Here is a 20,932-nt window from a genome sequence, read left to right as displayed (position 1 = left end):
CTACACTCAATTGACGTAAACGTCAGTCTAGAGCGGTCATGGCCAATCCACGCGAATCCGAACTGCATTACCCCCTGGGCGATACCCTGCCCCAACCCGGCGAGGCGTTGGACCTGGCACCCGGCGTGCGCTGGGTGCGCATGGGCCTGCCCTTTGCGCTGGACCACATCAACCTGTGGCTGCTGCGTGACCGTCTCGATGGTCGCGAGGGCTGGACCATCGTCGACTGCGGCATCGCCAGCGACGACACACGCGCCAACTGGGAGCAGGTGTTTGCCGCGCACCTGGACGGTTTGCCCGTGCTGCGTGTCATTGCGACGCACTTCCACCCTGACCACCTCGGGCTCGGGCACTGGCTGACCGAGAAATGGAACTGCCGGTTGTGGATGAGCGCGACCGACTACAACCTCGCCCGCCTGGCCAGCGGCTCGACGGTGGGCATGGGCGGCGCTTCGGCAGCGGCCTTCTTTGGCAGCCATGGCCTGACCGACCCGGAGTCGCTGGAGAAGATCCGCGCCCGTGCCGACTACTACCCCAAGATGGTGCCGGTCGTGCCGGCCAGCTACCGGCGGCTGATGGATGGCAGCGAGATCGACATCGGCGGGCGCACCTGGCGCTGCATCGCCGGCTACGGCCACGCGCCCGAGCACATCAGCCTGTTCTGCGAAGAAGCCAAGCTGCTGATCAGCGGCGACATGGTGCTGCCGCGCATTTCGACGAATGTTTCCGTCGTCGACGTCGAGCCCGAGGCCGACCCGCTGACGCTCTATCTGGACTCACTCAAGCGCTACCTGGAGCTGCCGGCCGACACGCTGGTGCTGCCCTCGCACGGCAAGCCTTTCACCGGCCTGCATGCGCGCATCGACCAGTTGCAGGAGCACCATGTCGAGCGCCTCGCCGAGGTCATCGCCGCCTGCCGCGCCGAACCGACGCATGCGGCCGGCCTGCTGCCCGTGCTGTTCAAACGCAAGCTCGACCTGCACCAGACGACGTTCGCGATGGGCGAGGCCATTGCCCACCTGCACGCGCTGTGGCTCAAGGGCGAACTCAGGCGCGAACTGGGCGCCGACGGCGTCTACCGCTTCCTGCCCGGCTGACGCCGGCGCCAAAGAGAAACGCCGCCGACGATCAAGATCGTGCGGCGGCGGTCCGGCTTAGCGCGGTACCTTCACTCCCTCCGGCTGGGCCGGCTGCGGGTACCTGTGTGACAGCGTCAGACGAAGTGTTGCGCTTTGTGAAGGCGGCAGGGTGACCGTGGCTCGGTAGTATTCACATGCAAGCCATTGCGGCGTCTTTCGGGCCGAGTGCCGGGCCGCCCCAAGCCGGCCCGCCTTGGCGATGTGCTTGCAGCTCAATGCTGCAAGCATCGCCGTCCCCCAGGGGGACCGGCCAGGTTGGCCGGCGTTCAGCCGGGCCAGACTGGACGAGGGGCCTACTGAACCACGATGGATTCCTCACGCAGCGCATCGCGCGAGCGCTCGAAATCGGGCAGCACGGAGCGCACCGTGTCCCAGAACGCCGGGCTGTGGTTCATCTCGCGCAGATGGGCCAGTTCGTGAGCAACGACGTAGTCGATGATGGCCGGCGCGAAATGGATGAGGCGCCAGTTCAGGCGGATGGAGCCGTCGGCGCTGGCGCTGCCCCAGCGCGTCTGCGCCGAGGACAGGCGCAGCGACTTCATGGCCACGCCGAGCTGGTCGGCGAACTGGCGGCAGCGCGGCAGGAAGTCCTCGCGCGCGCGGGCCTGCAGCCAGGACTGGGCCAGGTCTCGGATCTGCTCGGCCGAGGCGCCCTGGGGCAGTGGCAGGCGCAACTGGCGCGTGGCGGCATCCCACACCACCTCGCGCTCGGCAGGTGCCAGCACCAGCGTCAACGCTTCGCCGAGATAGGGCAGGCGGCCGCCGTCCAGCCACTCGATGCGCGACGCCTGGATGCGCTGCTGGCGTTCGCGCTGCTCGACGAGCTTGCGCAGGATCCAATCGCCCTTGTGATGCAGGGCGCGTTCGATCTCGTTGATGGGCACCCAGCGCGGTGCGCTGACGCGCAGGCCCTGCGGCCCGACGACGAAGCCGATCGAGCGCCGGCGCGCCCGCTTGAGTTCATAGCCGATGCGATGCTGGCCCAGCAGCAGCTCACGCCGCGCGCGCGGCGCGCCGGGCTCGGCTGGCGTGATCTCCGGCTCCACGTCGAACAGTGACAGCTGGCTGTCCTGCAGGAGTGGGGCCGGGCGCTTGGCGGGCATGGTGATCAGCGTTGGTTCGCCGCCGGGTCGCCGGCGACGCCGGCGGACGGAGGGTTGGCATAGGCCTCGGGGTCGAGGCGGCGCATCTCGGATTCGATCCAGTCCTTGACCTCGTTCATCAGCTCGGCTGGCGAGCGACCCTCGGGCCGGATCTGCCGGCCGATGGAGATGTCCACCACGCCCGGACGCAGCAGGAAGCTCTTGCGTGGCCAGCAGCGCGCCGCCGTCGCGGCGATGGGCACGACGGGCAGACCGGCCTCGATGGCCAGGCGGGTGCCGCCGGTCTTGTAGTCGCCGACCTGGCCGCGCGGGATGCGCGTGCCTTCGGGGAACATGATGACCCAGTTGCCCTGGCCACCGAGGCGTTTGCCCTGGCTGAGCACCTTGTTCCAGGCCTCCGTGCGGCGGCCACGGTCGATGTGGATCATGTCCATGCGCGCCATCGCCCAGCCGAAGAAGGGCACGTAGAGCAGTTCGCGCTTGAAGACATAGGCCAGCGGATGGCTGAGCAGGGCCGGGTAGGCAAAGGTCTCCCACGTGCTCTGGTGCTTGGACAGCAGCACGACGCCGGCGCGGCGGTCCGAAGCCGACGGCAGGTTCTCCATGCCCTGGATGCGCCAGCGGATGCCACAGATGAGGCGCGCGCTCCAGATGGCGACCTTGAGCCAGCCGGCACAAGCCCAGTAGACCGGGTCGCCGCGGCGGAAGATGGACAGGATGACGACACCGGTCGCCCAGGGGATGACGGTGACGACGAGAACCAGGACAAAGATCAGCGAGCGGATAGCGCTCAATAGCGTTGCCATCAGGACTTCCGAATCAATAGGTGCGCAACGGTGGCGCCAGAGTGCATGGCCAAGCGGATGCCGCAGAACCGGCTTTGCCGGGCTGCTGGCATCGCCCCCTTGAGGGGGCCGGCGAAGCCGGTAGGGGGTGGGCTCATCACTTCAGTTCAGGTCTCCGGCCTGGGTGTCGGGGGTCAGAACCTGGCCGCGCTGCACGGCAACGCGGCGGCGCTCCTCCTGGATGATGGCTTCGGCAAAGCTCATCAGGTCGTCGTGCACGCGGGCCGTGGGCACCTGCACGAGCAGGTTGGCGAGCTCGTTGGTGCCGAGGCTGCCGAAGGGGCCGGTCAGCACGAGGTGGGGCATGCAGCCGGCGTTCTGCGCCGTCAGCAGGTCGGTCAGCGACGCGCCGACCATGTGGATGGTGGCGAGCGCGACGTCGAAGCGCTCGCCGATCTGCTGGATGAGGCCGGGCAGGGGCTTGCGGCAGTCGCAGCCTTCTTCGGGCGTGTGCGGGCAGAAGAACGCCGCGTCCAGGCGCCCGCCCTTTTCGGCCAGCAACTGGTTCAGGCGGATGTGCACGGCATTCAGCGAAGCCATGTCCAGCAGGCCGCGGCCAATGCCGGCCTGGTTGGTCGCCAGCACCGTGTGCCAGCCGGCGTGATTGAGGCGCGCGACGGCCTCCAGCGCCCCCGGCAGCGGGTCGAGTTCCTCCGGCGCCTTGACGTGGTCGTCGCGGTAGCGGTTGATCGTGCCGTCCCGCCCGAGGATGACGAGCTTCATGCCGTGGGCGTGGTCGGCGCGCATTGAGGCTTTAGGCAAGGCGCGACAGGTCGGCGACCCGGTTCATGGCGGCGTGCAGGCGGCCCAGCAGGGCCAGCCGGTTGGCGCGGAGCAGCGGATCCTCGGCGTTGACCATCACGTCGTCGAAGAAGGCGTCTACCGGGCCCTTGAGCGCGGCCAGGGCCTTCAACGAACCGGTGTAGTCATGCTGCTCGAACAGCAGGTCGGCAGTGGGTTGGACTTCGGCAATCGCGGCGGCCAAGGCCTGCTCGGCGGCTTCCTTCAGCAGCGCATCGTTGATGGCGTGGGGCAGTTCGCCTTCGACCTTCTTCAGGATGTTGCCGACGCGCTTGTTGGCAGCCGCGAGCGACGCCGCTTCGGCCAGGGCGGCAAAGGCACGCACGGCTTCGAGACGGCGCGGCACGTCACCCAGGCGAGCGGGGTTCAGCGCCAGCACGGCGTCGACTTCCTGGGCGCTGTAACCCTGGTCACGCAGCGACACAGACAGGCGATCAGCGAAGAAGCTCAGCAGCGGTTCACGTGGGTTCTCGATGAGCTCGCCGAAGGCCGGCACGGCCGCGTCGATCAGCGCGGGCAGGTCCAGCGGCAGGTTCTTCTCGACGAGGATGCGGATGACGCCCAGCGCATGGCGGCGCAGTGCGAACGGGTCCTTGTCGCCGGTGGGCAGCTGGCCGATGCCGAACAGGCCCACCAGCGTCTCCAGCTTGTCTGCCAGCGCCACGACGGTGCCGGTGTGGTTGCGCGGCAGCGCGTCGCCGGCGAAGCGCGGTTTGTAGTGGTCCTCGATGGCGATGGCGACGCCGTCGCGCAGGCCTTCGTGGCGGGCGTAGTAGCCGCCCATGATGCCCTGCAACTCGGGGAACTCGCCGACCATGTCGGTCAGCAGGTCGCACTTGGCGAGCTGGCTGGCCTGCTGGACCTTGCTGTCCAGCACCTTGAACTCGTCGTCGGCGTCGACCGTGTAGGGCAGGGTCGCCATGCTCAGCTGGTTGACGATGGCATGCGCGATCGACCTGACGCGCTCGGCGCGCTCGCCCTGGCTGCCCAGCTTGCCGTGGTACACGACCTTGGCCAGGCCCGGCAGGCGGTCTTCGAGCTTCTTCTTGCGGTCCTGGTCGAAGAAGAACTTGGCGTCGGCCAGGCGCGGGCGCACGACGCGCTCGTTGCCCTGCACGACGGCGCCGGCGTCGGCGGGCGCGATGTTGCTGACGACCAGGAAGTGGCGGGTCAACTTGCCTTGAGAGTCCAGCAGCGGGAAGTACTTCTGGTTGGCCTTCATCGTCAGGATGAGGCACTCCTGCGGCACGGCCAGGAACTCGGCCTCGAACGCACAGGTCAGCACATTGGGGCGCTCGACGAGGGCGGTGACTTCGTCGAGCAGGGCCGCGTCATCGATGGGCGTGAGGCTCAGCGCATCGGCCGCACCCTTGAGTTGGCGCGCGATCTCGGCGCGCCGCTCGGCAAAACCGGCGATGACGGCGCCCTGGTCACGCAGTTGAGTGGCATAGCTGTCGGCCGATTTAATGCTGACCGTGGGCTGGGCGGCTTCAAAGCGATGGCCGCAGGTCGTGCGGCCGGCAGTCAGGCCCAGGGCCTGCACGGGCACGATCTCGCTGCCGTGCAGCGCGACGAGGCCATGGGCCGGGCGCACGAACTTCACGTCGGTCCAGCCGTCTTCGAGCTGATAGCTCATGACCTTGGGGATGGGCAGCTTGGCGAGGGTTTCATCCAGCGCCTTCTGCAGGCCCTGCGCGAGCGTGGCGCCGGCTTGCATGCTGTCCCAGAACAGCGCCTCGGCCTTGCCGTCGGGCAAGCGCTTGAGTTGCGGCACGACTTCGGGGCCGGCGCCGATGGAGGCCAGCTTCTTCAGCAGCGCGGGCGTGGCCTGGCCATCAGCGGTGAGGGCGACGGCGACCGGCATCAGCTTCTGCTGCACGGCCTTGTCGGCGGCCTTGGCGGCGACGTTGGCCACATGCACGCCGAGGCGGCGCGGCGACGCGAACGACGTGACGGCGGCGTCCGCAGCGGCGAGGCCCTGGGCCTTCAGGCTGTCGGCCAACACGCTGGCGAAGGACTCGCCCAGCTTCTTCAGCGCCTTGGGCGGCAGCTCTTCGACAAACAGTTCAACGAGCAGATTCATCAAGCGGCCGCCTTCTTGCTGTTCTTCAGTTCGATCTGCGCGACGACTTCATCCGCCCAGGCCTTGGGGGCCATCGGGAAGCCGAGGCGCGCGCGGCTGTCCAGATAGCTCTGCGCAACGGCGCGGGCCAGGTTGCGGATGCGGCCGATGTAGGCCGCGCGCTCGGTCACGCTGATGGCGCCGCGGGCATCCAGCAGATTGAAGCTGTGGGCGGCCTTCAGCAGCTGCTCGTAGGCGGGCAGGGCGAGCTTCTCGACCATCAGCTCCTGGCTCTTCCTTTCATGCGCGGCAAAGGCCGACAGCAGGAAGTCCACATCGCTGTGCTCGAAGTTGTAGGTCGACTGCTCGACCTCGTTCTGGTGGAACACGTCGCCATAAGTCAGGCCGTCGGTGTAGACCAGGTCATAGACCGATTCCTTGCCCTGCAAGTACATCGCCAGGCGCTCCAGGCCGTAGGTGATCTCGCCGGTGATGGGCTTGCAGTCGATGCCGCCGACCTGCTGGAAATAGGTGAACTGCGTGACCTCCATGCCGTTCAGCCACACCTCCCAACCCAGGCCCCAGCAACCGAGCGTCGGGTTCTCCCAGTCGTCCTCGACGAAGCGCACGTCGTTCTTCTTCAGGTCGAAGCCCAGCGCCTCCAGCGAGCCGAGATAGAGCTCCAGGATGTTGGCCGGCGCGGGCTTGAGCACCACCTGATATTGGTAGTAGTGCTGCAGTCGATTCGGGTTGTCGCCGTAGCGGCCGTCCTTGGGGCGGCGGCTGGGCTGCACATACCCGGCCTTCCAGGGCTCGGGGCCGAGGGCGCGCAGGAAGGTGGCGGTGTGGCTGGTGCCGGCGCCAACTTCCATGTCGTAGGGCTGGAGCAGGGCGCAGCCTTGCTTGGACCAATAGTCCTGCAAGGTCAGGATGATTTGCTGGAAGGTCAGCATGAGGCGAGGGGGAGAGGGGGTGGCCGATTCTATGAGGCCGCCCTGCGCACGCCCGCCAGGGCCAACAGGGACAAAAGCCAGAGCGGCCAAAGCCCCAGCGCGGCCAGCCAGCGGGCATAGGGCGTGGAGCCGCTGCGGCCGTCGACTTCGACCTCCAGCACGCCGCGCTGCAGGGCGGGCAGCCGGGCGGTGATGTGGCCGTGATGGTCAACAAGGGCAGTGGCGCCAGTGTTGGTCGAGCGGGCGACGGGGCGCTGGAACTCGAGAGCGCGCATCTGCGAGAACTGCAGATGCTGGTCCTGGATCATGACGGTGCCGAACCAGGCCAGGTTGCTGACGTTGACGAAGGCGGTCGCCGCGTCGGGCCCGACGGCGCTCTGCACGAAGTCCTCGCCGAACAGATCCTCGTAGCAGATCAGCGGCCGCAGCCTCTGGCCGGCGACGGCCCAGGGGCGCTGGTGGCCGCCGCGGGCCTGGTCGTCCAGCGGGATGTTCATGGCATGCACGAACCAGCCAAAGCCCGGCGGGATGAACTCGCCGAAAGGCAGCAGATGGCGCTTGCCGTAGTGGTAGTCGCTGCCCAGGGCGACGACGGAATTGACGAAGCCCTCGTCGGCATTGCCGAGGAAGGCGCCGAGCAGTGCGGGGCGTTCGGGGCGGGCCAGGCGCACGAGGGTGGCGCGGTCCAGTTCGGCCAGCGGCAGCGGCACGACGGACTCGGGTGTGATGACGACCTGGCCGCGCGCCGACTCGATGAGCCGGGCCAGCAACTCCAGATTGGCGGCGAAGCGGGCCGGGTCGAACTTCTGGTCCTGCGGGATGCTGGGCTGGACCAGGGACAGGGCCAGGCGGCCCGTGGAGGTCGTGAAGTCCTGCGGCAGCAGCAGGCCTGCCAGCGGGATCAGGAGCGCAGGCGCGGCCCAGGCAACGGCGCCGCGCTTTAGCCATACCAGGCCGGCGGCCGCCAGCGCTGCCAGCGCGGAGATGCCGTAGACCCCCACCCAGGGCGCCCAGCCCGCCAGCGGGCCGACGGTGTGGGCATAACCCGCCGCGATCCACGGGAAGCCGCTGAGCCAGGTCGCCCGTGCCAGCTCGGCCAGCAGCCAGGCTGGCGCAAAAGCCAGCAGCCGCCAGCGGCCCGGCGCGATCCAGCGCGCGGTCAGGCCCAGGGCCAGCGCGTAGAAGCCGCTGAGAAAGGCCGCCAGCAATGCCACCGCCAGCGCGGCCAGCAGCCAGGGGATACCGCCGAACTGGTGCATGCTGATATGCAGCCACCACAGGCCCGAGGCCAGCCAGCCAAAGCCGAACAGCGCGCCGACGAGGGCCGCGAACCTGGGGGTGGCCTGCTCGATGGTGGCGAACAGCAGCGCCAGCGCGATGGGCTGCAGATACCAGGCGCCGGTGGGCGCGAATGAGGCCGTGTGCAGCAGGCCTGCGGCCAGTGCGACAGCCGCAGCCCTCGCGCCCTTCACGCCTCGGTCTCGTCTTCGGGGGCGCGCGTGACCTTGAACCAGCGCACCGCGCCGCCGCGGGTCAGCATGACGGCGAAGTTCAGGCCGCCCACCTGCACGGTCTCGCCGCGGCGCGGCACGCGGCCGTGCTCATGGGCGATGAGGCCGCCGATGGTGTCGAAGTCGTTGTCCGGCAAGGCCAGGTTGAAGCTGCCGTTGACGGCCGCGATGGTCGCGTCGCCGGCGATGCGCTGGCTGCCGTCGGCCAGGGTGTAGATGCCGGATTCGCCATCCTTGTCGTCGAACTCGTCCTCGATCTCGCCGACGATTTCTTCGAGCACGTCTTCGATGGTGATGAGGCCGGCGGTGTTGCCGAACTCGTCGATGACGATGGCCAGGTGGTTGCGGTTGGAGCGGAAGTCGCGCAGCAGCTCGTTCAGGCCCTTGCTCTCGGGCACGAAGACCGTCGGGCGCAGCAGGGCGCGCAGGTTCAGCTCAGGCGCGCGCTGCATCTTGAGCAGGTCCTTGGCAAGCAGGATGCCCATGATGTTGTCGCGGCTGCCCTCGAAGACGGGGAAGCGCGAATGGCCGGTGTCGATGACGAGACCAAGCAGCTCGTCATAGGGCGCGTCGATGTCCAGCAGGTCCATGCGCGGTGCGGCCACCATGGCGTCGCCGGCCGACAGCTCGGCCATGCGCAGCACGCCTTCCAGCATCTGGCGCGACTCGGGCTCGATCAGCTCGCGCTGCTCGGCGTCGGCCAGGGTATCGATCAGTTCGCTCTTGGAGTCGGGGCCGGGGTGCAGGAACTCCAGCATGCGCTCCAGCAGGCCACGGGCCTCGGGCGGGTGTTTGGCGGCCCCGCGAACTGGGGGCCTGCCTGAATGCGGTTCGCTCAAGGGGAGCTGTCAAGGTATTGCGGAAGGGACAGAATAGCCGATTGATTTGACAAAACCTTGTGCTGGGCCTCCCAGCCCCCATATCTGCCGCCTTCGACGAAAACGGTTCCCATCATGTCCAAGCCCCAAGGCCTCATTCCCGCCACCATCCTGACCGGCTTCCTCGGTGCCGGCAAAACCACGCTGCTCAAGCGGGTGCTGACCGAGGCCCATGGCCAGAAGATCGCCGTCATCGAGAACGAGTTCGGCGAAGAGAACATCGACAACGACATCCTGGTGTCCGACACCAACGAGCAGATCATCCAGATGAACAACGGCTGCGTCTGCTGCACCATCCGCGAGGATCTGCGCACGACCCTGTCCGACCTGGCCGCCAAGCGCCGCAAGGGCGAACTGGACTTCGAGCGCGTCGTCATCGAGACCACCGGCCTGGCCGACCCCGGCCCCGTCGCCCAGACCTTTTTCATGGACGACGAGATCGCCGAGAGCTATCTGCTGGACTCGGTGCTGACGCTGGTGGACGCCAAGCACGCCGAGGAGCAGCTCAACAGTCGCCAGGAAGCGCGCATGCAGGTGGGTTTTGCCGACCAGATCTTCATCAGCAAGGCCGATCTGGTCGAGCCGGCGGCCGTCGAGGCCTTGGTGCACCGCATCAAGCACATGAACCCGCGGGCACCCATCCAGACCGCCCATTTCGGCGAGGTGGCCCTGGCCAAGGTGTTCGACCTGCGCGGTTTCAATCTGAACGCCAAGCTGGAGATCGACCCGGATTTCCTCAAAGCGGACGCTCACGACCACGGCCATCATCACCATGATCACGATCATGAACATGGCGAGCATTGCGACCATCCCCACCACCATGCCCATGATGACGACGTGAAAAGCTTCGTCTTTCGTGCCGACAAGCCTTTCAACCCGGCCAAGCTGGAGGACTTTCTGGGCGCCATCGTGCAGGTCTACGGTCCCAAGATGCTCAGATACAAGGGTGTCCTACACATGAAAGGCACGGACAAGAAGGTCATCTTCCAGGGCGTGCATCAGATGATGGGCTCCGATCTCGGCCCGAAGTGGATGCCGGGAGAGAAAAAGCAGAGCAAGATGGTGTTCATTGGTATCGACCTGCCAAAAGAGGTACTGATGCAAGGCTTGGAAGGCTGCTTGGCGTGATGTTTTTTTGCCCCGGGAGCACCGTTTCCCGGGGGGTGAAGGCTGAAGATTCCCTGTGGCTACAATCCGCCGCGCTCAAAATTGGGCAGCCGGCTGAAAAGCAGTGGGATCAAGGTCTGACACCGCGCCGATGCAAGCCCTGAGCGAGGAGAAGACAGTGAGCAAGACCCCGGCCCCCAAAACCGCCCCCAAGGGCGCCAAGAAGACTGACCCCGGCGCCGACGTCGCGATGCTCGAGGCGCCCGCGCCAGCCAACCGGTTCGCCGACCGGTTCGCTCCGCCCAAGCCCCCCGTGCGTGGCGCTGGCCATGTCGACGAGACGCCGCGCGTGGCCGCCAAAGGCGACCCCAAGCTGGTCAACGCCTGGAAGACCAAATCGGGCGCCGAGCTGACGGACGCCGAGGTGCTGGCCATGCCGGACTCGGAGTACATGAACGCGAAGCAGATCGAGTTCTTTCGCGCCAAGCTGACCGAGCTGAAGGACGGCGTGCTGTCCAATGCGGGCGAGACGACCGAGCATCTGCGCGAGGACACGACCATCGTCCCCGATCCGGCCGACCGCGCCACGATCGAGGAAGAACACGCCCTGGAGCTGCGCACCCGTGACCGCGAGCGCAAGCTGCTGAAGAAGATCGTGCAATCCATCGCGCGACTGGACACCGGCGAGTACGGCTACTGCGACGAGACCGGCGAGCCCATTGGCCTGGGCCGCCTCATCGCCCGCCCGACGGCCACGCTGTCGCTCGAAGCGCAGCAGCGCCGCGAGCTCAAGCAAAAAATGTTCGGGGACTGAATGGAGCCCCTCGTCCAAGGTGAACCTTGGCCGGCCTTGCAGGCCGCGCTGCGGCATGAGCCGCAGCCCTTCGCCAGGCACGGCGCGCCCACAGGGCGCACCGTGTCCGGGCTCAGCCCCCGAGGGGACGGCGATGCTTGCGGCGTTGAGCCGCAAGCACATCACCTGGGCGGGCCGGCTTGGGAGCGGCCCGGCGCTCGGCCCGTGGGTCGCTGACACCCGTTCGTTTCCACGAGGCATAGTCCAGACATGTCCGAATCCAAGCCCGCAGACCCGAAGGAAGGCGACAGCTTCTTCCGCAAGGTGGCGCGCTTCGTGGCCAACCCCACGACGGACTGGGCCGAGATCAATTCGCGCCAGGACGACCCCGAGGGCGACCTTGCCAAGGCCGAACTGCGTGCGATGGTGGAGCGCAAGCGCCGCAACGATTTCGTGCGCAAGCGCGAGCTCGACATGCTGCGCCGCATCCGCCGCGAGGGCCTGACACCTGAGCAGCTCGCGGCCCTGGCCTCGTCGCCGTCCCGGATGGGCGACGACGAGCGCATCAGCGAGCCCAATTCCAAGATCGATCTGGGCGTGAAAGCCAAGATCGACGAGATCGAGCAGCAGATGGTGGGCGAGAGCTTTGCGACGACGCAGGCTGTGCCCAAGCAGCAGCCCGGGTTCTTCGACACCAGCACGCGGCCGGTGGCCTTCTCGTCCTCCGTCGCGGCGCCGTCGCCTGCCGAGGCCAACGGCGGCCGGGTCAGCGAGTTCTCGACGCCGCGTGAGGTGCAGCGCCTGCAGGCGCCGACGCCGCCGGCTGCCGTGACCATGGGCGCGGCCATCCCGCCGCTGTCCGACTCGCCGCCCAGCCGCCTGCCCGACCTGCCGCCGCTGGACATGCCGCTGTCCTTCACGCTGGCCGAATCCACGCCCGATGTCGAGGTGCAGGAGGTCGTGCACGACCCCGAGCTCGACGAGGCAGTCATCGCCTTTGCGAACGCCGACTACGAGAACAGCGAGCGTGCCCTGACCGAGCTCGTGCGCCCGGGCGGCAGCCGCAATCTGCACGGCGAGACCTGGCTGGTGCTGTTCGACCACTACCGCGCCACCGGCGCCCAGGGCAAGTTCGAGGCGCTGGCCGTCGAGTACGCCCAGCAGTTCGGCCTGTCGGCACCGCAGTGGTTCTCCATGCCCAAGCTGGTGGCCGAATCGACACGCCAGTCCAACCGCTCGCCCATGGCCAAGGCCAGCCAGGTCAGCTGGACGGCGCCCTCCACCGTGAGAGCCGAGGATGTGACGCTGCTGCAAAAGCGCAGCGAGACCCTGCCCATGCCTTGGGTCTTCGACTGGGGCCCGCTGGAAGAGATCGAGATCGAGGCCGCCATCCAGATGCGCCAGCTGTTTCGGGTCTGGGCCCAGCAGCAGGTCGACCAGCGATGGGTGGGCGGCGACCGCTTCCTGAACCAGCTCAAGGAGCTGGCGCCAGTGGGCGAACGCGACACCGACCCGGTGCTCTGGATGCTGCGGCTGGAAGCGTTGCGCCTGGCCAACCGACCCGATCAGTTCGACGAGGCCGCCATCGACTACTGCGTGACCTACGAGGTCTCGCCGCCGTCCTGGGAGCGCGCCAAGTGCCGCGTGCGCATCGGCGGCGAAGGCTCGTCGACCAACAGCCCGGCCACGAGCTCGATGCAGAGCGAGGCGCAGTCGACCTTCCTCGACACGAGCGTTGCCGAGGCCAGCCTGGCCCAGCTCGAATTGATGGGCCAGATGAGCGGCGATATCTCCGACAGCCTGCGCACGCTGTCCACCGAGGTCGGCGACGCGAGCATCATCAACATCTCCTGCACCAAGCTGATCCGGCTGGACTTCATGGCCGCCGGCGACCTGTTGAACTGGGTGCTGCAGCGCCGGACCGAGAACCGCATGGTCGTCTTCACCGACGCCCACCGGCTGGTCGCGCTGTTTTTCGGCGCGATGGGCATCAACGAGCATGCCAAGGTCAAGGTGCGGATCAACTGATCCCGCGGCCGCGGCCGACCTTGCGAAACCGCGGCTGAACCTCAACTGGGACGGCCTATGTCTTCAGAATCTTCTGCCGTCTATCACGGCACCACCATCGTTTCAGTGCGCCGCCAGACGCCCACCGGCTGGCAGGTCGCCATCGGCGGCGATGGCCAGGTGACCCTGGGCAACGTCGTCGTCAAGGCCAGCGCGCGCAAGGTGCGCAAGCTCTACCGTGACCAGGTCCTGGCGGGCTTCGCGGGTGCCACGGCGGATGCCTTCACGCTGTTCGAGCGCTTCGAGGCCAAGTTGGAAAAGCACCAGGGCCACCTGGTGCGCGCGGCGGTCGAGCTGACACGCGACTGGCGCACCGATCGCGTGCTGCGCCGCCTGGAGGCCATGCTGGCCGTGGCCGACAAGACCGCGTCGCTGATCATCACCGGCAACGGCGACGTGCTGGAGCCCGAGCAGGGCATCGTCGCCATCGGCTCGGGCGGCGCCTATGCCCAGGCGGCCGCCAAGGCCTTGCTGGCGCACACCGATTTGAGCGCGTCAGACATCGTCAAGCGCTCGCTCGAGATTGCTGGCGAGATCTGCATCTACACCAACCAGAATCACACCCTCGAGGTGCTTGAATGAGTTCGATGACCCCACAGGAAATCGTCTCCGAGCTGGACCGCCACATCGTCGGCCAGCAGGCCGCCAAGCGCGCCGTCGCCATCGCGATGCGCAACCGCTGGCGCCGCCAGCAGGTCGATGAGAAGCTGCGCGGCGAGATCACGCCCAAGAACATCCTGATGATCGGCCCGACCGGCGTTGGCAAGACCGAGATCGCCCGCCGCCTGGCCAAGCTGGCCGGCGCGCCCTTCATCAAGGTCGAGGCGACCAAGTTCACCGAGGTCGGCTATGTCGGCAAGGATGTGGACTCCATCATCCGTGACCTGATCGAGGTCGCCGTCAAGCAGGAGCGCGAGGGGGCCATGCGCCGCTGCCAGACGCGCGCCGAGGACGCCGCCGAGGAGCGCATCCTGCAGATACTGTTGCCGGGCAGCCCGAGCTCGCAGGACGGAGACAACGCGACGCGCCAGACCCTGCGCAAGCGCCTGCGCGAGGGCCAGCTCGACGACAAGGACATCGAGCTCGACCTGCTCGCCCCCAGGCCCACGATGGAAGTGCTCGGCCCCTTCGGCAACCAGCCAGGCATGGAGGACATGGCCGAACAACTGAAGGGCATGTTCAGCCAGTTCGGCGGCACTCAGAAGAAGACGCGCAAGCTCAAGGTCGCCGAAGCGATGAGGTTGCTCATCGAAGAGGAAGCGGCCAAGCTCGTCAACGAGGAGGAGATCCGCGCCGCGGCGCTGGCCAATGCCCAGGAGATGGGCATCGTCTTCATCGACGAGATCGACAAGGTGGCATCGCGCAACGAACACGGTGGCGCCGAGGTCTCGCGCCAGGGCGTGCAGCGCGACCTGCTGCCGTTGGTCGAAGGCACGACGGTGTCGACCAAGTACGGCCTCGTCAGGACCGACCACATCCTCTTCATCGCCAGTGGCGCCTTCCACCTGGCCAAGCCCAGCGACCTCATCCCCGAGCTGCAGGGCCGCCTGCCCATTCGCGTCGAGCTGGATTCGTTGTCGGTCGCTGATTTCGAAGCCATCCTGACCAGCACCCACGCCAGCCTCGTCAAGCAGTACCAGGCCCTGCTGGCCACCGAAGGCGTCACGCTGGACCTGCAGCCCGCGGCCATTCGCCGCCTGGCCGAGATCGCCTTCGAGGTGAACGAGCGCACCGAGAACATCGGCGCGCGGCGGCTGGCGACGGTGATGGAAAGGCTGCTCGACGAGATCAGCTTCGACGCGCCGCGCAACTCGGGTCAGACCGTGGTCATCGATGCGGCCGCGGTGGATGCGAAGCTGGGCGCGTTGGCGGCAAATGAGGATTTGAGTCGGTTCATCCTCTGAGGTTCAAACCAGCCGCTTGCTGATGGTTTTCGGCGGGGCGCCGCCCGGGCGGCTGAACTCCACGTCGAGGTCGATGCCATTGGTGTGGAGGATTGCATAACCATCACCCGTCTGGGCGAGGTGTGAGGTGACCTTCACCGTCAGCTCGCCTTGCGGGAAGGTCTCGTTCAGCACCAGATCGCTCGGACGGCCGTTGGCGAACGGGAAGGGCGCGTAGAGGCCCGAGCTGTGGACGGAGAGGACCTTCGCCGCCCTGCCGCTCGACGCGGTGATCTCGATCTCCGCGACCAGGCTGTGATGCTCATCGCCCGACAGGAACACCGTGTTGGTGATCCCGTTCTCGGCGATGAAGGTCAGCAGCCTTTCCAGCGAGGCTGGGAAGCCGTCCCAGGCATCGCTGTGGCGCGCGCCGCCTGCGGGGTCTTGCTTGGTCTGCAGGCGGCGGGGCAGCAGCAGGGAGGGTGTGGCCACGAACTTCACGGCCTCGCGGTGGCGCTTGAGCCAGGCCTGCAGGCGTTGTTCCTGGCGATGGCTCAGGATGGACTGCTGCGCTTGCGGCACGGTGGAACCGCGTGCCGTGCGCCCGGTGCGCGTGTCAGCCAGATAGAAGGGGAAGCCGGCATGCAGGAAATGCATGTCGGCGGTCGCGGAATGACTGAAACGCCCATGGGCCATGCGTTGGTATCGGCGGAAGGCGCTGAAGCCGTGGCGCCGCAGCAGGCGGTTGCGCAATGCATCAATGGGGCGCGCCTGTTCGACCTTCTCCGGCGTGGGTTCCCAGTTGTCTACGATCTCATGGTCGTCCAGCAGCATCTGCACCGGCATGCTGCGCAGCAGGCTGCGCATGCCGCTGGCGCGCAGGGCCTTCTGGTGAGGCTGGTCGTAGCGTTCGTCGCGGCGCATCGGGTCCATGAGGCCGGCAGTGGCGTCGGCGTAGATCTGATCGCCGACCAGCAGCGCGAAACCCACCTGCGGGCCCTCGAGCGTGGTGTCAGCCAGCTGCTGCAGGTTGGCCTGTGCTACCGGGCCATCCATGAGGCCGGCGGGGTACTGGCAGCTGGCCAGCGCGAAACGGGTGCCATATTGCGGTGAGGTGGCGGTGTGCTGGCTCAAGGCCGCCGCCAAGGCCCCGGCCTTGACGAAGGCGTTCTGCAGCACCGCGGTGGGCTGGAGCTTCACCCACTCCTGGGCTTGCTGAAGGAGCTTGGCGGTTTCCAAGGGCTGCGCGACCAGCAGCGCGCGCAGGCCCGAAGGAGGGTTGGCCGACGTCGGCTGCGGGATGAATGGCCATGCTTCCTCGCAGTCGACCACCTCGTCACGGGCATACGCCAGCAAGGCGAGATAGTCTGACCCGGTGCTGCCGTCCGAAGGAACGGCGGGCTGGGCGAACAGCCATCGCTCACTGTTGTCGTCGTCGCCGACGACCACGCCGGCCGGGTTTTGCCCCAGCTTGAATTGACCACCGGCTTGAGACACCGGGAACAGGCAAAGCGTCGCCCGACCCTGAACGGGGTGGGACATGCAGGCCAGCCGGACGACGCTCGTCGCCTTGTCGGACAACGCGATGCGGGGCCCGATCCATGGCGAAAGGAAGACATGCCTCGCCTCTTCGGGCTCGAGCGGGTCAGGAAGCTCGTCGTCCTTCAAGCTCAGGAAGCGCTCAAGGTCTTCGAAGACAGGAAGCGAATCCCTGCCGATGAGCACGTCCTGATGGCCCAGGTTCGCATACGGCCCCTCATCGGGTTTGGGATGGTCCAGGCGCACACCGGCACCGGCTAGGTGGCTTCCCAGTAGGTCCTGCGTGTTCACGTCGACCAGCCCGTTGTGCTGACCATGGATGATCATGGTCGGGATTGGACTCCAGCGCTCGCGCAGCTGTCGACGTGTCACGAACTCGCCACGGCCGCGCTGGTTGGTGATGACCTGGAAGCGCGTGAAGTGGATGGTCTGGGCCACGGTCTCCAGGTTGATGGGGCCGAACAGGTCGTCGATGGCCTCGAGCGTCTCATCGCTGAGATTGGCGGCATCGAAGTCGCGTCCGTAGAGCGCGTCCATGCGGTGGCGCGAGGCGACCCAGGGTGTGGTCTTGAAGGGCCACAGCGGGTTCTCGACGTCGTAGTCTGCGTCGGGGTAGGGGAGGCTCGCCAGCAGGCGGTCCAGCAGCTGATCGGCAACCTTGGGCTCGCGAGGCGGGCGGAACTGATAGTCGTCCTTCATCAGCAGCCGCCGGGCCGACTGCAGCACGAAGGCGCGGAAGATGTTGCTGTCGGTGTAGCGCAGCAGCGGGCCCTTCTGGCTCAGGATGACGCGGTGCACGCAAGGGTGGCTGGCGCCTTTTGCCGGCGGCTCGGCACCGTTGAAAGCGGTGAGCGTGGCGAGGTGCTCCGTGGTCAGCCAGGAGTCGACGCTGAGTTGCGTCACGCCTGAGCGCACCTTGCGCGGGTCGGTGAGCAAGGCCATGCTCAGCATCACGCAGCCGATGCAGTGCGCGAGCACGTCGACTTCCTTGCCGGTGGCATTGCGGATGTGCAGCAGCGCCGCGGGGATGTCGACCAGCGCGGCCTGCTCCATCGGCCAGGGGTAGGTGGCGGTGGCGAGCGCGGTGCTGGTGCGCAGGTCAACCACCCACACCTCGCGGCCCTGGCGGCAGAAGAACTCCGCCGCGCTGTTGGGCGCCAATGATTCGTGTGTGAAGGTGTTGCCGCTCACGCTGTAGCCGTGCAGCATGACCAGCGGCCGACCGCGGCGCTCCACGGTGGGCGGTGGCAGGTAGCGGGTCAGCCGGATCTTGACGGGCACATCGCCGCTGTTCTTGCAGAAGTCGATGAGCGAGGGCCGGCATCGACCTGCAGCGGGGCGCGGATCCTGGATGGCTTCCTCGTAGGGCCCGGGCATGCGGTCCACCCACAGTTCGGTGATCTCGGGTGAGGGCAGGCCCGCAATGGGCCGCGGCAAGCGGTCGGGTTCTTTCAGCGACGGCGTGTCGGGCTTGCGGAAGGTCCACAGATGGATGCTGATCAGCACACGCAGCCACAGCAGGCCGAAGCAGGCGAGGTCCAGCAGCGCGCGGGCGTGGTCCTGCTGACCCGTGATGCGCAGCAGCGGGAAGCCCTGGCTGGCGAGAAAGCGCATGTCGAGTTCAAGGAGGGGCCGCTGGCTGTTCGGCATGCCCGGCATGCGCGTAAGGGAGAGTCGGGTGAGCTGGTGCCAGGGGTTGGCACGGCGGTCGTAGGTCAGGCGCTTGACGCCGGAGATGCCCTGGCCTTCGCGAGGGCCCTCTGCGTCTTCCCAGGGCATGAGCACCTTGCCCACGTAGAGCTCGTAGTCAAAGCGGCGAACCTCGCCTGCGCGCGAGGCCATGCGCCACAGGTCACCCGCGTACTCGAGCCAGTCCTGCAGGCCGGCGCTGGTCTTGTTCGGCTCCTTGATCTTCTGGACGATGTCCCGCAGGCCCCGGTTCAACGCCCATGGGACAAGGGTGCGCAACCGGCGCTTCAGCGACGAAGAGCGCTCACGGTGCAGGAAGCGCAGATCGCCGCGCAGTTCCGCCTTGAATTTGATGTGCTGCTCGCGCTGAGCATCACTGGCCACGCGCAAGTGTTTTTCGTCCCAGGTGCTTTGTTCAAAGATGCGGATGACCGAGCTGTGGCCCGGCCTGACTTCCACCTTGCGGTTCATCGGCGTGCGCAGATCCTCGGGATGGAAACGTTCGTAGGCCAGCGTCAGCTCCACCACATGCGGTTGGGGTAGCGTCGTGTTGAACTGCAGGGGAACCGTGCCGACAAGGCGCTCGACGATCTCGATCTCCGTCGGCCGCAAAGGCGCGTTGGGGCGGGTGTCGTCCGGCTGTGCCATGCGGCGATTGCGCAGTGGCGGAAGCGAACTGGCGGGAGGAAAACTTTCCCAGTGCCGGCGCACCGCGCGCAAGGCTGTCGCGGCGATGGTCAGCGCCGGGTTGGCTCCCAACGACCCCGGGATGATGGAGCCGTCCAGTACCAGCAGGCCGTCATGGATGGGCTCATCATTGGGCAGTCGCTCCCGGCCTGCGTCAAAGACGCGGCCGAAGCGGTCAACCACGCCATCGGCCGCCGTCTTGGCCATGGGGCAGCCACCGAGTGGATGCACCGTCAGCACGGGGCCGCGTGGCTGGGTGACGAGTTGCTCCAGCTTGGGCGGCAGCAACCGCCACATCGGGTTGGCGATGAGCCGGGCGGCCGGCTTCACATCCAGCGCGCGCCGTTCCAGCTCCTCATGCGCCTGGGTGAGGTCGCGGGCCTTGCGGGCCTCGGGCCAGTGAATGCTCAACGTGCCCGGCTCGGCGGGCCGGTCGCGCGGGCGCAACGGCCGCGGCAAGTGCAACGAGCCCGCGGCATCGTCGTGGCCGATGACGCCGACCAGCAGCGTCTTGCCCATGGCCGTCGAGTCCACGGCCAGGGGATCGGTGCCGGCGCCTTCCGCGCCATGCCTTGTGGAGTCGCCTTCCGGCATGCGGTGGATCAGGCTGGCCGTGGTGACGAGTTGCTCGAACAACGGCTTCAGCGGGCCGGGTACCGAGAACTCCTGGATGCGGAAAGGCCGCTTCACTTTTGCCGAAACGGGCACCGTGATGGAGCCGGTGATGGTCGGGCCGACCCCTCGATCCTTCAACCCGACTTGTTCATCCGCGCAGCCCTTTGTTGCCTCGGGCATCTGGGCCACGGCGGCGATGTTGTCGCCATTGCATGAGAAGCGCTCGCCGAGCCGGGACGAAAACACCAGCTTGTCGGTGCGGGAGCGCAGCAGGATCTCGCTGCTGCCCAGCGTGCCTGCCGCGAGGATGACCGTGTCTGCATACAGGTGGAGCTCTTTCGGCTCTCGCTGCTGCAGCGCAGGCGATGTATGCACGACGCGTACGACCCAATCGGGCCTGCCTCGCCAGTGTGGATCGTCCTTGTCGCTGCGTCGCAGGGACAGCACCGTGGCGCCGGTATAGATTTCCGCCTCGCGCCACTTGGCCAGCTCCAGCAGGTTGGCATCCAGGCTGTTCTTGGCGCCAATGTTGCAGCCTGTCATGCAATCGCCGCAGAGCGTGCATTGGTTGAGCTTGACCTGCGCCGAATTGGCTTCGTTGGCCATGGCTACCGACAAGGGCGGCATATCAGCTGCGCGGCTGGAGAGCTTGCTCAGTGCCTCGGTCTTGGGCAATCCGCTTTTGTTGCTGGCGCCCGGGTGGAGGGTGATTCTGTTGCGCACCTGCCGTTTGTTGCGTATCGCAAAGCCACCCAACAGGTACTTGGCCTCCTTGAACAGCCCGGCCTGCTCCAGTTCGTAGACCAGCTCGTGCAAATCGCCGGGGGGAAGGTCTGTCAGCTTTGGCTTCAGCAGCACGCCCGCATTGATCAGCGAGCCGCCGCCCAGCCCATTCGCGACGAGAGCGTTCACGTCTTCCCCCAGGCGCAGGTCGAACAAGCCTTCGTGCTTGCCGCCCACGCGCCCCGTCTGCTGCTGCCCCATGCGCATGTGTCCCGGCAGCTCGCTGAAGTGCGACGGGAACTCGCCCGGCAGGTATTCCTTGCCCCGTTCCAGCAGGCCGATCCGCAACGGCTTGCCGGTGGTGCCCGAGCTCCTTCCCGCCAGCTCGGCGGCGGCCATGCTGCCGCCGTAGCCGCTGCCGACGATCAGCACGTCGAAGCGACGCTTGTCGACGTCAGAGGTCCAGAGCTCGCCGAGCCCTTGGGACAGGCGTTGTCCTGCGGCCGGAGCCGCCGTGGTGCTGCCGCTGTTCATGTC

The 20,932-nt window shown here is 67.2% G+C and carries 14 protein-coding genes; 6 read left to right on the top strand and 8 right to left on the bottom strand.

From position 1 onward, the window contains the following. Nucleotides 1–38: 38 nt before the first annotated feature. Nucleotides 39–1,097 (top strand): MBL fold metallo-hydrolase, encoded by a 1,059-nt coding sequence (locus tag ASC91_RS26515; protein ID WP_056204656.1) that lies wholly within the window; start codon nucleotides 39–41, stop codon nucleotides 1,095–1,097. A gap of 335 nt (nucleotides 1,098–1,432) precedes the next feature. Here ASC91_RS26515 and ASC91_RS26510 read toward each other — a convergent pair whose 3' ends face one another. The 7 genes from ASC91_RS26510 to ASC91_RS26480 form a co-directional block, all read right to left on the bottom strand. Next, nucleotides 1,433–2,242, bottom strand: a complete 810-nt coding sequence (locus ASC91_RS26510) for a M48 family metallopeptidase (protein WP_056204652.1) — start codon at nucleotides 2,240–2,242, stop codon at nucleotides 1,433–1,435. Nucleotides 2,243–2,247: 5 nt separating this feature from the next. Then, nucleotides 2,248–3,048 carry a 1-acyl-sn-glycerol-3-phosphate acyltransferase gene (locus ASC91_RS26505; RefSeq protein ID WP_056204649.1) on the bottom strand — a complete coding sequence of 267 codons (801 nt, stop codon included), beginning with the start codon at nucleotides 3,046–3,048 and terminating at the stop codon, nucleotides 2,248–2,250. 141 nt (nucleotides 3,049–3,189) lie between these two features. After that, nucleotides 3,190–3,834, bottom strand: a complete 645-nt coding sequence (gmhB, locus tag ASC91_RS26500; protein ID WP_235532115.1) for a D-glycero-beta-D-manno-heptose 1,7-bisphosphate 7-phosphatase — start codon at nucleotides 3,832–3,834, stop codon at nucleotides 3,190–3,192. Nucleotides 3,835–3,841: 7 nt separating this feature from the next. Then, nucleotides 3,842–5,971, bottom strand: coding sequence for a glycine--tRNA ligase subunit beta (glyS, locus tag ASC91_RS26495; RefSeq protein WP_056204646.1), 2,130 nt, complete (start codon nucleotides 5,969–5,971; stop codon nucleotides 3,842–3,844). Beyond that, on the bottom strand, nucleotides 5,971–6,903 hold the full coding sequence (gene glyQ, locus ASC91_RS26490; RefSeq protein WP_056204643.1) for a glycine--tRNA ligase subunit alpha: 933 nt from the start codon (nucleotides 6,901–6,903) through the stop codon (nucleotides 5,971–5,973). Before glyQ ends, glyS begins: the two co-directional genes overlap by 1 nt. Nucleotides 6,904–6,932: 29 nt before the next feature. After that, nucleotides 6,933–8,375, bottom strand: coding sequence for an apolipoprotein N-acyltransferase (gene lnt / locus ASC91_RS26485; protein ID WP_056204641.1), 1,443 nt, complete (start codon nucleotides 8,373–8,375; stop codon nucleotides 6,933–6,935). Further along, on the bottom strand, nucleotides 8,372–9,253 hold the full coding sequence (locus tag ASC91_RS26480; RefSeq protein WP_056204638.1) for an HlyC/CorC family transporter: 882 nt from the start codon (nucleotides 9,251–9,253) through the stop codon (nucleotides 8,372–8,374). Before ASC91_RS26480 ends, lnt begins: the two co-directional genes overlap by 4 nt. Before the next feature lie 114 nt (nucleotides 9,254–9,367). On the opposite strand from ASC91_RS26480, the gene ASC91_RS26475 reads away from it, so the two are divergent. The 5 genes from ASC91_RS26475 (at nucleotide 9,368) to hslU (ending at nucleotide 15,163) form a co-directional block, all read left to right on the top strand. Beyond that, nucleotides 9,368–10,420 (top strand): GTP-binding protein, encoded by a 1,053-nt coding sequence (locus ASC91_RS26475; RefSeq protein WP_056204635.1) that lies wholly within the window; start codon nucleotides 9,368–9,370, stop codon nucleotides 10,418–10,420. A gap of 157 nt (nucleotides 10,421–10,577) precedes the next feature. Beyond that, nucleotides 10,578–11,213, top strand: coding sequence for an RNA polymerase-binding protein DksA (dksA, locus tag ASC91_RS26470; RefSeq protein WP_235532114.1), 636 nt, complete (start codon nucleotides 10,578–10,580; stop codon nucleotides 11,211–11,213). 249 nt (nucleotides 11,214–11,462) lie between these two features. Further along, nucleotides 11,463–13,220 carry a hypothetical protein gene (locus tag ASC91_RS26465; RefSeq protein WP_056204632.1) on the top strand — a complete coding sequence of 586 codons (1,758 nt, stop codon included), beginning with the start codon at nucleotides 11,463–11,465 and terminating at the stop codon, nucleotides 13,218–13,220. Between the two features lie 57 nt (nucleotides 13,221–13,277). After that, nucleotides 13,278–13,841 (top strand): ATP-dependent protease subunit HslV, encoded by a 564-nt coding sequence (gene hslV / locus ASC91_RS26460; RefSeq protein ID WP_056204631.1) that lies wholly within the window; start codon nucleotides 13,278–13,280, stop codon nucleotides 13,839–13,841. Further along, a complete protein-coding gene (gene hslU, locus ASC91_RS26455) occupies nucleotides 13,838–15,163 on the top strand; it encodes an ATP-dependent protease ATPase subunit HslU (protein WP_056204628.1) in 1,326 nt (441 codons plus the stop codon). Before hslV ends, hslU begins: the two co-directional genes overlap by 4 nt. A 3-nt stretch (nucleotides 15,164–15,166) precedes the next feature. On the opposite strand, the gene ASC91_RS26450 is transcribed toward hslU, so the two are convergent. Then, nucleotides 15,167–20,929, bottom strand: a complete 5,763-nt coding sequence (locus ASC91_RS26450) for an alkaline phosphatase D family protein (RefSeq protein WP_056204625.1) — start codon at nucleotides 20,927–20,929, stop codon at nucleotides 15,167–15,169. Between the last annotated feature and the right edge of the window lie 3 nt (nucleotides 20,930–20,932).

Origin of the sequence: Pelomonas sp. Root1237 (genome assembly GCF_001425055.1) — a bacterium.
In the GTDB taxonomy this organism is placed as follows: domain Bacteria; phylum Pseudomonadota; class Gammaproteobacteria; order Burkholderiales; family Burkholderiaceae_C; genus Pelomonas.
Note: the sequence above shows the minus strand (reverse complement) of the source record. Positions and strands in the feature narration are given on the sequence as shown.